The organism is Paenibacillus sp. FSL P4-0184, from assembly GCF_038004625.1.
GTDB lineage: Bacteria > Bacillota > Bacilli > Paenibacillales > Paenibacillaceae > Paenibacillus_AQ.
The window spans coordinates 4,832,276-4,846,205 of record NZ_JBBORN010000001.1 but is presented as its reverse complement, the minus strand read 5'-3'; the positions used below and the strand labels follow the sequence as shown (position 1 = coordinate 4,846,205).

At 44.4% G+C, this 13,930-nt stretch carries 9 protein-coding genes; 2 read left to right on the top strand and 7 right to left on the bottom strand.

Features of this window, described 5'->3' with window-relative positions:
- The 4 genes from MKY52_RS21380 to MKY52_RS21365 are packed head-to-tail and all read right to left on the bottom strand — an operon-like array spanning position 1 to position 6,380.
- Positions 1 to 2,616, bottom strand: a complete 2,616-nt coding sequence (locus MKY52_RS21380) for a transglutaminase domain-containing protein (protein WP_341053225.1) — start codon at positions 2,614 to 2,616, stop codon at positions 1 to 3.
- 6 nt (positions 2,617 to 2,622) lie between these two features.
- Positions 2,623 to 3,648: a carbohydrate-binding family 9-like protein gene (locus MKY52_RS21375; RefSeq protein WP_076300649.1), complete on the bottom strand. Its 1,026-nt coding sequence runs from the start codon at positions 3,646 to 3,648 to the stop codon at positions 2,623 to 2,625.
- A 29-nt stretch (positions 3,649 to 3,677) separates the two neighbouring features.
- A complete protein-coding gene (locus MKY52_RS21370; RefSeq protein WP_341053224.1) occupies positions 3,678 to 4,964 on the bottom strand; it encodes an alpha-L-fucosidase in 1,287 nt (428 codons plus the stop codon).
- Positions 4,965 to 4,991: 27 nt separating this feature from the next.
- Positions 4,992 to 6,380 carry an alpha-L-fucosidase gene (locus MKY52_RS21365; protein ID WP_341053222.1) on the bottom strand — a complete coding sequence of 463 codons (1,389 nt, stop codon included), beginning with the start codon at positions 6,378 to 6,380 and terminating at the stop codon, positions 4,992 to 4,994.
- Between the two features lie 216 nt (positions 6,381 to 6,596).
- Here MKY52_RS21365 and MKY52_RS21360 point away from each other — a divergent pair, with 216 nt between their 5' ends.
- Positions 6,597 to 8,858, top strand: a complete 2,262-nt coding sequence (locus MKY52_RS21360) for a helix-turn-helix domain-containing protein (RefSeq protein WP_341053221.1) — start codon at positions 6,597 to 6,599, stop codon at positions 8,856 to 8,858.
- A 93-nt stretch (positions 8,859 to 8,951) separates the two neighbouring features.
- On the opposite strand, the gene MKY52_RS21355 is transcribed toward MKY52_RS21360, so the two are convergent.
- From MKY52_RS21355 to MKY52_RS21345, 3 genes are read right to left on the bottom strand one after another with little or no spacing between them, the layout of a single operon-like run.
- On the bottom strand, positions 8,952 to 10,565 hold the full coding sequence (locus MKY52_RS21355; RefSeq protein ID WP_076286256.1) for an extracellular solute-binding protein: 1,614 nt from the start codon (positions 10,563 to 10,565) through the stop codon (positions 8,952 to 8,954).
- A gap of 35 nt (positions 10,566 to 10,600) precedes the next feature.
- Positions 10,601 to 11,509, bottom strand: a complete 909-nt coding sequence (locus MKY52_RS21350; protein ID WP_076286257.1) for a carbohydrate ABC transporter permease — start codon at positions 11,507 to 11,509, stop codon at positions 10,601 to 10,603.
- A 16-nt stretch (positions 11,510 to 11,525) separates the two neighbouring features.
- Complete coding sequence (locus tag MKY52_RS21345) at positions 11,526 to 12,473, bottom strand: ABC transporter permease (protein WP_076300648.1); 948 nt, start codon at positions 12,471 to 12,473, stop codon at positions 11,526 to 11,528.
- A gap of 503 nt (positions 12,474 to 12,976) precedes the next feature.
- Here MKY52_RS21345 and MKY52_RS21340 point away from each other — a divergent pair.
- The gene (locus tag MKY52_RS21340) at positions 12,977 to 13,927 is read left to right on the top strand and encodes an ABC transporter permease (RefSeq protein ID WP_341053220.1); all 951 of its coding nucleotides are present in this window, start codon (positions 12,977 to 12,979) and stop codon (positions 13,925 to 13,927) included.
- Positions 13,928 to 13,930 lie beyond the last annotated feature (3 nt).

Sequence of the window (13,930 nt, the reverse complement as noted above, 5' to 3'; positions counted from 1 at the left end):
TCACATCCTCGATAAAATTTGCATCGCTTCCTTACTGGCTGCAATCTTATATCCCGAAGACATATAACGAATCTGATCATCACGATCTAGAATCATCAGATGTGGGAAGCCCGCTTCACTCGATTGGGCCACTGTAAACAATTCAGGTAATAGATGATACGTTGAATCACGTACAAATAATGTCCTTGCTGGAAGATTCGGATAATCGGCTGGTTGAAATGAAGTTGTCCATTGCTTGTCACCCACCACAAGAATGATAGGAGCATCTATCATATCGAACTCATGCTTCAACTCCGACAGCTCGCGAAGCAGATGCTTCGAAGGCTCCCGTTCCGGTTCCAGCCATGCGACATAGGCGCCTTGACTGCCCAGAAACTCAGCGAAGATCTGCTCCGATCCATCCCATGTAGCTAGCTTCTCGAATCGATCTACCTTGCCATACACGGGAATGTCCTGCGTAGCTTGACGATACTTCATAACCAGCTTCGTCTCTTCGACTTCTGTCATTTCAAAATAGGTGAGCTTGGTCAGCACGGTTCCATCCTTCAAGCGAATCCCCGTCGTCAGACGATATGCTCCCTGCTCCATCTCAAGGGGCGTATCATACAGGTTATTGGCGCCGTGCGGGTAGCTTAACGTTTTATAAAAACCGTTCTCCAGACGAGCGATCGTAAAATTCTCATAGTATGCAGCCGCTGGCTGGTCTGACGCTGCATCCTGATCACGAAGAATAATTAGAGTTCCGTTCGCTACTGCTGCCTCATTTCCAACTATACCTTTCGTAAATGGGGCATCCACAAAATGACCATTCACCATAAATTGCGGCTTAGCCTCAATGGGATGCAGTCGCGCTGGAATGCCTAGGCTACGACATATAGATACGAACATAATATCGAGAGAGCTACGATCTCCTACACGCAGTTCGAAAGTTCCAACAGCAGTACCCTTCCCTTGCAAATTCGGTAGATCATTCCATATATCCCACGCTTCATCGATGAATTGAACAAGCTTCATTGGGTCCTCACGGAACAATTCCACTTCTTCTGAAGTGAAGGCTTGTTGGAAAAATGTACGATACGGTGTAATCATCTCGTAATGAACGCGAGGACACAAAATGTAGGGAATGAAGACGTCCTCCGTGAGCTCACCACGTACAGCAAGCGCACCAGCCACATGATCTATAAGGGTTGGAAGGAATGTATCGATGAGATCCTTGTCATGAACACACTCCAATAATCGTAATGCCCATTCTCCATATAGAGGTGTTGCTTTACTTAGATAAGCTGCGATCTCAGCACTATTGCCACGTGCTGTCTGAAGTACGTTCCATACTCGATCCGCTGATAGATCAAGCGATTCTCCGAGCTTCCTCGCAGCTTCTTCATTCAAGAAGGTCGCTTCATAATGTGCACGAATCGCGATTCCTTCCTCCAAACGCTTATTGTGTCGCTCTATCCGTGCCTCGGACAAGTCCTCCATGACCTCGCCTTCACGCGCTGGTGGTGGAACCATATCATAGTCAACGATCGTTCCTACAAGTGGCTGATCCTCTTGATTCAATACAAGCTCAATGTGCTCACAATCAGCCATGGATATTTTCATTTCTCCCCAAATGCCGTCCTTCGCTGCACGAATGATGAGGTCACCAAGACCTGTCTTGAACGAAGCTTCCCCCTGTGCATTAGACGGAATGCTGGCAATTGGGTAAAATTCCGCCATGTTATATAACTGGAATTGCACCTCTGCAGCGTGCACGGGCTGTCCGTATGCATCTTTTACATGTACCGTAATTGTCTTCGTAGGCGCATAATTTTCTAGTACATTAATTTCAGTAAACCATTCATCTGCGAGTGTAATATCTTCGGGTCCTTCATAATTCGCGAAAATACGTGTGTTAATGAGCATGGCTCGGCGCGCTGGTGGGCCAAACCATCCTTGATTATGACGCGCTTCCGGCTCACAAGCCCCAATGAAATACCATTCACCATCAGCCCATGCCTCCACCCATGCGTGGTTATCGTCACAATGCGCCCAACGCGGGGTATACACTTGACGTGCAGGGATCCCGATACTACGAAGCGCTGCTACAGCTAGCGTAGATTCTTCCCCACAACGACCGCGTGCATTTCGCATCATCGTTAATGGTGAAATCGTCCGCAGATCGCTCCCAATGTACGTCGCCACTTCGTGGCACCAGTAATTGGCCTCTAGAATCGCTTCCTTCATGGGAAGATTACGTGTTCGTTCCGCTAACTGTTCATGAATAATATGGCGATGCTCTTCAATGTTCTCAGTATTCACTCGATACGGTAGCACGAAATGTAAAAATAAATGATCAGGTACTTGCCATGGCATATCGCGGCGAATCTGCAGCATCGTTCTTACATAATTGAAGAAAAGCTCCCCGTTATAATCCGCCAAGTCATTGGCTGGCATATACGCGAAGAGTAGCTTTAATGCCCAAGCTTCTTCTGCCGTTAGCTCGTGCTCGAATACATGGAATAGCTGCTGCTCACGTGATCTGGCGAGCTGCTTCTTGGCCTGAAACTTCTGCTCAATGAACGCTAAGGCTTCCTGCGACAATGAAAATACTGAGGTAGGGGTCAACATGGTCATGAATGATTACTCCTTCCACAGTAAGCCGTCTTCGCGAATATATAGGCGAGCGGTTCCATCGGTTGTTAGAGCTGAGATATGAAATGATTTACTCGTTATCTCCATGTGAGGCTCAATGCTCCAATCATCTTCACCTCGCAGCAGCTCGAACGTTGCTGCATAGTGTCCATGTGCTTCAAAATAATTACGTTCACGATAATACAGCTTACGGAGCTGCCATTTCACCAGTTCATCCGTAGGCATGTCGAATGACTGCGGGCCATCAACACCTACGAACATCACATAACCCCATAGCTCTGGATAATGCATATTGATAATCCCCTGAGGTGACCATACCCAGTTGTCTTCCGGATAAGGCTTTCCAGTATCCGGGTTCATAACCTTGCGGTACTGATCGTCCACAACCTCAGTCCGCCATTCAACACGAGAGAAATTAACACGCCAGAATTCACCTGCAACAGGTGGTTGTCTATTCGCAGCACATTCTTTCAAACTACGCCATGGCATGGCAACTTCAATCGTCCATTTCCGATGATCAGCATGCGGGTTATTTAACTCCCCCTCGATATGAATAGCTGTTTTCAGACCTTGGATATCCCATCCATTAATTGGAGGTCCCCCGTCACGATATGGTTTCACAAGCAGTAAGTCCCACACCGTGTTCAAAGCGTTAATCTCAAACTCGTAATATTGATGTGAATCCCCTGTTGGATCGATAAAGATCTCAAAATCATTATCATAGAAAATAACGGAATCACGTTCAGTCAGCGTGCCCCAGATCTGATCCTCCATCAGCTCTGCACCAAAGTAAAAATACTCATCATCCCATAGCATCTTTACACGTGTCTGCTTCGCGGGTAGCGGACGTTGGTCCCCTTCAATATCTACGAAATCATCCGTCCATGTTGCATGCTGCCAAAAGGGCTTATCCAGCTTCCCATCTAAGACAAGCGACTCCGTCGCTCTTTTGCATAAATAATGCTTAGGCGCATATGTCACAACTTGCGGTTCTGGTACTCCACTTCGGTTCATCATCATTGACCTCTCCCTCCCTTCGGCATTTAGTTATGCGTAACAACAGTGCCAGCTCCACCGTACATCCTAACCTTTTCATCAAATTCCAGCTTAAGCACGCTTACCTGCTCATGCGTTTCCGCTGGTGTCATATGAATCCAAGTCGTTCCCGGAATATCGAACCAGGGTACACCACCATGAATTTCGTGAGTCAGCTCTTTGCCCGAGTGTAGTACCGTAATTTTCTTGATCGGATTGCATAGTCCCTTGAGACAGATATTCTCCTTCGGCGTATCGTAGACGAATAAATATAAGGTCTTCTTGTCCGCGGAAAAGGTACTCCCACCCAGATAATAGCGTGTCATAATCCCTTCCTGCGTACCGTAGATTGCCTCCTCGTGTGCACGAATCCAGTCACCTAGTCCCAGAAGAATGTCCTCCTGTCTTGGATCAATGGTGCCATCCTCCATCGGTCCAATATCCAGCAACATATTTCCGCCCATACTGATGCAATCGCAGAACATGCGGATAATTTGGTTCAAGGATTTATATTTATGATCATCGTGGACATAGCCCCAAGATGTATTAATGGTCGTACAGAATTCCCAAGCGCCTTCTGGGCGAGTAATGGGAATGCCTTGCTCTGGTGTCTTATAATCGCCATGCCCTTGCAAGCGTGAGTTGATAATCACATTCGGAGACAAGGATCTCAAATATTCCTTGAATGCTGGCAGCCCCCACTGTTCTGCACTACGCTCCCAGTCACCATCGAACCATAATAAATCGACAGTACCGTAATTCGTCATGATTTCACGTAGCTGATTATTGTTAAACGTGAGGAATTTCTGCCATGTCTCTTCATCCTGTATGCCATCTACCGGACTTGAGAAACGATTCACCTGACTCAAATCAGCCGGTACGATACCACTCTCGAATACGGAAGGATAATCGGGATGAGACCAGTCAATTAAGGAATAATACATGCCTACATGCAGACCACGTTCACGGATCGCATTGGACCATTCTTTTACAATATCCCGCTTGGCTGGTGTCGCCTTCATGACGCTCAAATCACTGTACTGCGTATCGAACAACGCAACACCATCATGATGCTTGGTTGTAAGCACAGAATATTTTGCACCTGATCTCGCAATGATATCTGCCCAATGCTTCGCATCGAATTTGGACGCTGTAAAACCATCCAACTGCTTCATATACTCCCCATGTGACATTTTCCCGTTATAAAACGACCATGATTCCGCTACACCTTGCACCGCATAAATCCCATAGTGAATGAAAATTCCTAGCTTTGCCTCCGTAAACCATTGTTGCATCTGCTCTTCCTCCCATAGTTCAACTCGTTATTTTATGCGAAATACATGTGCAATTGGGGCAACTCCCGTAAGCTCGCTCTCTGGTAAATGAACGATCACTCCCGTTGTTGTTCGTTCGAATGTTAGATTTTCTTGTCCGCCAACAAGATCCATTTGCGTTACAGCCTGCTCGAGTGGAATACAAATTACTTTGCTCACCGTTTCCTGCTCTTTCGGGTACAAATGAATGGCATAGGTGATATCGCCTTTTTTCGTGAAATGTGTATTTCCAGCAGAGTATGGCGCGCATACGCGCGTTCCATAGATCGCCTCCCCATGAACGTTGAGCCAATCGCCCATTCCTTTCATCCGATCCAACGCTGTTGGTGACAAGCGGCCATCTGGTTGTGGAGCGACATTAAGTGCCAGGTTTCCGCCTTTGGCTACAACTTCAACGAGCAAATGGATTAATTGACGTGTCGTCTTGTAGTGATCCTCATACCGATAAGAGAACGCTGTCCCCATCGTAATACAGCTCTCCCATGGAATAAGCAGGGGATGCTCGGGCAACGTTTGTTCAGGTGTAACGACATTCTCATACGGGCCGCCAACGGTACGGTCTGCACTTAGCAGCCATGGCTGCTGCTGACGTGCCTTCTCCACCACTTCACCCAACCGAATATCCTGTGGATTATTCTTATTCTGTGGACATACCCACCCCGCATCCAACCAGAGCATTTCAATCCGGCCATATTTCGTCATCAATTCCATGATCTGATCATGTGTGAACTGTACGAATTGCTCCCATAGCCATGGATAATCTTGTGTTGGATACGAAGGACCTCGATTCATGAACGTCCCCGTCTCCATACCTGGGGCCCAGTATGTTGGTGTGTGCCAATCGGCTTTGGAGAAGTAGGCGGAGATCCCAAGTCCCTTGGCCCGAAAAGCATCAAATACGTTCTTACAAATATCCGCGTACTTATGTGCATGGAAAGGACAATCCTTGCCCGTAATGCGATAGTCTGTTGTCTGCGTGTCCCACATACAGAAGCCATCGTGATGCTTCGTCGTAAAGTTCAAATATTTAAAGCCACCCTCTGCCGCAACCTCTGCCCACTTCTCAGGTTCGAAACGGAGCGGATTAAAGGTTTTATTCAGCCCGAAGTATTGCCGCTTCAATTCCGCCGAATCAACTCCCCAATCAATATCATCTCGTGACCAATCTCCATCCTTATCACTAAGCGCCCACGATTCAACAAGTCCAAGCTGCGAATAAGGTCCCCAATGCATCATCAGGCCCAGCTTCTGATCCTTGAACCATTCCAGCTGATCTAATAGCTGCGAATCCTCCGGCTTAACGTACTCCTCCTCTGTGCTGTAATTGTGAACTCCTTCAACAACAATTTGCTCCTCGACAACATTAGTGTCATTCATTTTTGCACGACCTCCATGCAGCTCTTCTGAGGCTGCGATTCTATTGATTTAGTATGATATATTTTCAAAAAAACATTTGACATAATAATAAATATCCGCTATAAACATCCTATTATGGAATATAAATAAGTATTCAAGCGCCGATCTATATCTTGCTGTATTCATAGCTTGATAGGAACATCTCCATGTATACGCCATAAAAAGGGGGAAAACACTTTGAACTATAACTATTTCAAATCGAAATTGTTTCTGAAATTCACCGGTTCGTATCTACTTATCCTTCTTATTCCGCTTATATTTGTAATCGTTTTCATTTACCGAAATGCTACCGATAATTTACAAAAGGAGATTGAAAATGCTCACTTTAATCAGCTCACCCAAATTAAAACGGTGGTGGATGGACGCATGAATGATTTAAGAGATATGGCGTCACGGATGTCATACGACGCTCGTCTCGCTCATTATCGCATACTGGATCCTTATGAAAGTCGTGATGCCATAGCGGCACTTGATAGCTACAAATCTTCCAATTCCATTGTGGAGGATATATTTCTGTACTATCATCATGACCCTAATATTTATTCCAACCATGGCATGTATAGCCTGGATGTATTTCGTAGCTCCTATCAGTTTGGAAGCTGGAAGAATGATGAACTTGTGACTGCTTTAAACTCGTCCAAATTTCCATCTATTCGACTTACGAACATGCTGAATCAAAATTCACCACTCGAGCAATCTGTATTAACCTATATCCTGCCGATCATTCCCAACACCTCAGATCCATATGCTTCTGTCATGTACCTCATTAAAGAGAAAGAGTTGGCATATCTGATCGATTCCGTTCTCGGTAACTATCGAGGATTAACGTATATTTTTGATAATCATGGACGTGTTTTATCCTATAGTGGCCATGGAGATACAGCTAGCCAACAGGATATCCAACGGTTATCAGAGCTTCCACCCGGCATACATAATCTATCGATAGACAACGAAGATCATTCGGTTATTTCCGTCACATCGGATGTCAATGGCTGGTCATATGTGACTTTAATGGCGAGTAATCAATTTTTCAGTAGCGTACTTAATGTTCGGAGCTTCATCATTATTTTATTCATTGTGATCGCCATTGTAGGAACGGCCATCGCTCTATTATTCGCTCGGATGCAATATCTTCCGATTGCTGAGCTCGTTCGCTTCACGAACAAAAAAACAGATACACCGGCCTCCGGAAATGAGCTCGAGTATATACGAACAACATTACAGCAGTATAGCTCCAAGGTTGATCTCCAAGAGCCCTATGCACGCAACCATGTTCTCTCCATGCTATTAAAGCATGGACATGCACAAATGATGACGCATGGAATATTCGATACCTTTCATCTGCACTTCGACCAAAGTCATCATTTTGTCATGATGATGGGCTGGGATGACTTAGAACAGCAGCATCTTCAGGCGCGACAAGAAGTACATCGCAAGCTTGCGTTTATTGAATTTCCAGCGCTTGCTACACAAGTATACGGTGTAGAGCTCCCGCAATTGGATCAGCTCGCACTCATTGTGAGCTTACAGCTCGAAGATGATGAGGCACTCGCTGCACAAATCGTTCACATCGTGGATGCGATCCGTGAATATACGTTAGGCATAATGGATATCCACCCGATGATCGGTGTAGGCAAATGTTATGAGAGCCCTCAGCAGCTTAATCAATCCTTTGTTGAGGCTTGCTCCGCCTTCGAATTGCGTAAATCGACCGAGCATGGAACCACCGTGTATTTTGAAAAGCTATCCAGTGCCCATGATCAAACAGTGTTACTCCCTAGTAACGAGCTATTAAAGCTTGCACAAAGCTTGAAGCAGGGCAACTACGAAGTCGCCAAACAAATTATTCACACAGCCATCCATGGGCTTGATAATAAACAACGATCTACCCTGCTGATGCGATGCGTATTGTTCGACCTGCTGAATACCATGCTCAAAACTGCAGTTGAGCTAAAGATGGATAACATGATGCAGTCTGCTTCTCCCCATTTCATGAATGGTCCCGTCCATCTTATAGAGCAGAATTTCTACCGTTTAGCCACTCAGATTTGTACACAGGTAGAGCAGACGCATAAAAAAGAAGAACATTCACTCATGGATCATATCGTTGCTTTTATCGACCAGCACTATGTTGATCATTCACTTAGCCTTGAATCTGTTTCTGCTGCGTTTACGATTTCACCTTCCCATCTCAGTCGTTCATTCAAGGATAAGGTCGGCATCAACTTCGTCCAATATATTTGGCAAAAACGATTAGATAAGGTCAAGGAACAGCTCGTAATAACAAGTGATTCGTTAAAAGATATTATCCAGCGCGTCGGCTACCTCGACACACCAAACTTTATTCGAAAATTCAAAAAGGAAACCGGTTATACCCCGGGCCAGTATCGACAGATGAATAGTAATCATCCCAATACTGAGCCTAACGATACCGTATAATCCTTCCTCGCTTAGGGTTCATCATAACTTCCCGGTCATGCTTAGGATGACCGGGAAGTTTTTCAAAATATGAGAATGTATAAGCTTCACAAATTATTCGCTAGCAGCCCATGTATCGTATGCTTGTTGATACGTTGATTCGAGCTTCTCATACCCCATTTTTTTCATTTGAGCGATATATTTGTCCCAATTGGATAATGGCTCTGCGCCTGTAACGAATTTCGCTTCCATTTCCTTCACGTATTTATCCAAATCGGAACGGAGTGTTTTGATTTCCGTCTGTTGGTCTACCGTCAGGAATACCGATGGGAAGGGAGTCTTTGCAATAGGTGTAAGCTTTGTAGCTGTTTCTTTGTCAATCCAGTCATCAAAGCTAGTACGAAGACCTAAAACATAGCTGTTCTCATAGGAACCTGGTGTATTAATCCCGTAGTTTGGCGTGATTGTACCGCGGTATTCTTCACGATCCGTACCATCTGGAACTGGCAGCCATTCTTTCTCGCCTGTTGCTTTATCTTTGTATTTAAATAACGTACCTTCAGGTCCATACGCCCAGAAGGAATACCCTTCTTCGCTAAATTGGTAATCAATCCAGCGCATACTTGCTTCCGGGTTCGGGTTCGTGTTTGAAATCGCGAAACCGCCAATGGTGTTAATACCAGGATGCTTACCGTATACAGGTGTTCCAGCAATATCACTAGATACAGGCTGCATCATCGGGTTATCTTCACTCGGTTCACCACCAAGCGTGAAGTATGGGAAATAATCGGAGAATAAGGCCACTTGATTGTTTTTCCCTTTTGCTTTCTTCTGCTCATCGGTTTGAGAGAATGTTTCATGATCCAGCAAATCCTCGTTCCATAAGCGATTCAAGAAGGTTAAATATTCTTTGTAGGCTGGTTCAGCTTGTGGAAAGTGTACTTTGTTCTCCTTATCTACGTAGATATCCTCGTTATACATCCCCCAGAATCCGAGGAAGAACATCCGTAAATCATCTAATTTCACAGAGGATAGAGGAACCTCATCGTCTTTACCGTTTCCGTTCGCATCTTCCTCTTTAACCTTCTTCAAATAGTTGTATAGCTCTTCTGTTGTCTGCGGTAATTTGTTTTCCATGCCGAACTTCTTCAAGAACTTCCCGTTATACCACATCGGTCCACGATACCATACCGCAGATGGCTGAATATTGCGTAGTGCATAGATATGTCCATCTGGTGTTGTCATTGATTTGCGAATATCCGGATTTGCATCGAGAATTTTTTTTAAGTTAGGTGCGTAGCCCTCATCAATGTATTTTTCTAAAGGCAGCAACAATCCTTGACTTCCGTAGGTAACTTGATCCGATCCTTTTAGATCCGCCGCATAGAAAATATCGGGAAGCGTACCGCTTGCAAATACCAAATTCTTTTTCGTCTCAAAGCTGTCTTGTGGGGCGTTTTGAATCTTTAACTTAATATTCGTCATCTTCTCGTATTCCTGAATAACAGGCATCTTGTTCCAATCCTGACGTCCTATATCCGGTGCCATAATGGATAGCTCAATCGGTTTATCCACGATAGGAAAGCCCGTCTTATGAACCTCTGTGGCTGTGTCTGAGCCTTCTGTGCTTGCTGTCCCCTTATCGCTACTTGATCCACATGCAGTAAGAATAGACATTGACATGGAAAGAACTAACAACATGAGTCCAGCTTTACGATAAATCGTCATACAAAAACCTCCCCTTTGTTATTTGTATCTTAAGATCAACCCTTAACAGAGCCAATCATGACACCTTGCACGAAATAACGCTGTAAGAATGGATAGACAACAATAATCGGAAGCGTAGATACGATAATGACCCCATACTTCACAAGTGAAGCAATTTCTGCCTTGTTGTTCTGGGCTGCTGCAGCTGTCGCATCGATAATGCCACCTACTTGAGATTGCATTTCCTGAAGCACGAGAATCTGACGAAGCACAAGCTGCAATGGATACTTCGCATCATCATTCAAGTAGATCATGGCGCCGAAATAGCTGTTCCAATGCCCTACCCCGTAGAATAAGGCCATAACTGCGATAATTGGCATCGATAACGGGAGAACAATCCGCAGGAATAAGCGAATATTCGTCGCGCCATCGATTTGAGCCGCATCTTGTAGCTCAGCTGGAATGGAGTTCGCGAAGAAGGTACGAGAGACAATAATATTCCAGATTGACGCTGCGCCAGGAAGTACTAGTGCCCACATCGTGTTGACCATGCCTAGCCCTTTTACCAACATGTATGTAGGGACGAGACCCCCTCCAATGAACATCGTTACCATGAACATCCCCATGAAAAACCCACGACCTACAAAGTCCTTACGACTAAGTGCATATGCCGCTGGCATCGTAACGACCAAGTTAATCGTTGTGCCTAGCAATGTATACAAAATCGTATTTCCATACCCCGTCCAAATCTTCGAGTTCTGAAATACAATTTCATACCCCTTAAAGGTAATACCTTTTGGAAGAAGCCACATTTCACCGGAAGCAACCATCTTCGGATCACTGATAGATGCGCTAATAATATATAAGATGGGATATGCGACTAACAACAATGCAATTGTCACATACGTATAGGTGCAAATTAGAAATATTCGATCTCGCTTAGATAGCTTTATACCTGATACCATAAATTCCAACCTCCTTCTACCATAGACTGTTCTCGCTCGTACGGCGGACAATTTGATTCACCGTAATAAGCAGGATGCAATTCACAATGGAGTTAAATAAACCAACAGCTGTTGAGAAGCTATATTGCGCATCGACAAGACCAGATCGATAGACAAAGGTTGAAATCACGTCAGAGCTTGACATATTCAATGAATTTTGCAGAAGTAATATCTTCTCAAAACCTACACTTAACAAGCCACCCATATTTAGAATTAATAGAATGGTCATGGTCGGTATAAGCGTTGGAATATTGATGTGGCGAACACGCTGGAAGCGAGAGGCTCCGTCAATAATTGCCGCTTCATGCAAGCCTGGGTCTACTCCCGAGAGTGCCGCCAAATAAATAATCGTCCCCCACCCCGCACTCTGCCACACGCCTGAGAATACATACATCGTCTTAAACCAACCAGGGCTTGTCAGAAACTGCGGTGCACTAAAGCCTAAGCTTTCAATGGCATGAATAATCATTCCGTTCGATGGAGACAAGAAGGTAATAATCATCCCCGCCATAACAACGACAGAAATGAAATGAGGTGCATACGTAACGGTCTGAACAAGTCGCTTGAAGAAGCCATCCTTCACTTCGTTAAACGCAAGCGCCAGAATAATTGGGATTGGGAATCCAATGGCTAATTCATACAAGCTAATACTGAGCGTGTTCCACAGCAAATCCCAGAAATAGTACGAGTTAAAAAATCGAATGAAATGATCAAAGCCTACCCATTCACTGCCAAAATAGCCTTTTGACGGAATGTAGTTCTTAAAAGCAATCTGAATCCCATACATCGGTCCATAGCTGAAAATGAGGAAGTAAAAGAATGCGGGTGCGATAAAAATGTAAAGCTCCCAATTCTGCCAAATCTTCTTCCATGTCTCGTTTCTGCCCTTACGCTTTTCTTTCGGTTCTGAGTTCACAGTTCGCATGTGTACGCTTTCCGTTTCATGCATCGCGACATCCCCTCCTTGTAGGTAATGATGAGAACACTCAGATCATCGAGTGAGCATCATTATCTGTTGCATTGTTATCTATCGCATTGTTGTTAGCGCTTACATTTACAATATAAACAATTGACCCAATCGTAAATATGTCATTCTCGCTTGTCAAAAATTACGTGTTGTAGTGCGGGAATAACCGTGTCACAACGCTATGTGGGCATCATAACAGTATGTCATTCTTGTGCTTTCTCGTTGATCATTTCGTTGTATTACCATGCTCACCTGCACACAGGGCAGTGTATGTAAATCTCCACAACATGTGTTTTTTTTGCGTAGTACAACTCAATTAACACATAATCTAACGTTTGTTGACTAATAAATCATGTTTGTTATCTGGATGATAATCGCATTGCTCTTATACAATGAACTTGCGTAAAGCGGTTTCAAGAGCGTGTGAATTTACAAATGACTTACATGAAGGAGTGAACGAGATGAGCGCAAAACCTGAACAACTGAAGCGTAGAAAGCGCTTTACTTGGAGGAAACAAGATTTTGAATTAACACTATTAGCCATTCCCACAACGATTTGGTACATTCTGTTCTGTTACTTACCCATGTTCGGCATTATCATCGCTTTCAAGCAGTTCAGAATTTCTGGGGGCTTTATTAGCAATGTAGTAAATAGTCCTTGGGTCGGTTTTAAAAACTTCGAATTTTTATTTAAATCCAATGATGCCTGGATTATTATCCGCAATACGATTGGGTATAACATCATTTTTATTATTACGGGCATCGTACTCCCAGTGTTGTTCGCGATCATGATTGGATTACTCCATAATCGCAAAGCCAGCAAAGTGTATCAAACGATGATGTTCCTCCCTTATTTCCTCTCTTGGGTCGTCATCTCTGCAGTCGGTTGGGCATTCTTCAGCTTTGACAAAGGGATCCTGAATCAATTTCTCGGCAACATCGGACATGATCCCGTGAATTGGTACATGCAGCCTGAGTATTGGCCTTACATTCTCGTTCTATTAAATATATGGAAAGGTATCGGCTATGGCATGATTATCTATCTCGCTACCATTACAGCGATCGATAGTTCGTATTATGAAGCCGCTGTCATTGATGGAGCCTCAATTTGGCAACAGACTCGCTTCATCACACTACCTTTACTCAAACTGGTGATCGTGATGATGTTCATCCTGTCGGTCGGACGGATATTCTATACTGACTTCGGTCTCTTCTTCCAGGTCACGCGTGATTCTAACTCCTTATATAATGTGGCCACGACCGTTGATGTCCTCGTCTATAAGCAACTGAAAAGCGCAACGATCGGTATGGCATCTGCTGCTGCATTTGTTCAATCCGTTTTGGGATGTATTACGATTCTGTCCGCCAACTGGATTGTGAAGAAGATTGATCCAGATAGCGCAATGATTTAGGAG

Coding starts and splice junctions, on each gene's coding strand:
- MKY52_RS21350 (WP_076286257.1), bottom strand. CDS start 11,509: ATGGTATCAGGTATAAAGCTATCTAAGCGAGATCGAATATTTCTAATT.
- MKY52_RS21355 (WP_076286256.1), bottom strand. CDS start 10,565: ATGACGATTTATCGTAAAGCTGGACTCATGTTGTTAGTTCTTTCCATG.
- MKY52_RS21340 (WP_341053220.1), top strand. CDS start 12,977: ATGAGCGCAAAACCTGAACAACTGAAGCGTAGAAAGCGCTTTACTTGG.
- MKY52_RS21365 (WP_341053222.1), bottom strand. CDS start 6,380: ATGAATGACACTAATGTTGTCGAGGAGCAAATTGTTGTTGAAGGAGTT.
- MKY52_RS21375 (WP_076300649.1), bottom strand. CDS start 3,648: ATGAACCGAAGTGGAGTACCAGAACCGCAAGTTGTGACATATGCGCCT.
- MKY52_RS21380 (WP_341053225.1), bottom strand. CDS start 2,616: ATGACCATGTTGACCCCTACCTCAGTATTTTCATTGTCGCAGGAAGCC.
- MKY52_RS21345 (WP_076300648.1), bottom strand. CDS start 12,473: ATGCGAACTGTGAACTCAGAACCGAAAGAAAAGCGTAAGGGCAGAAAC.
- MKY52_RS21370 (WP_341053224.1), bottom strand. CDS start 4,964: ATGCAACAATGGTTTACGGAGGCAAAGCTAGGAATTTTCATTCACTAT.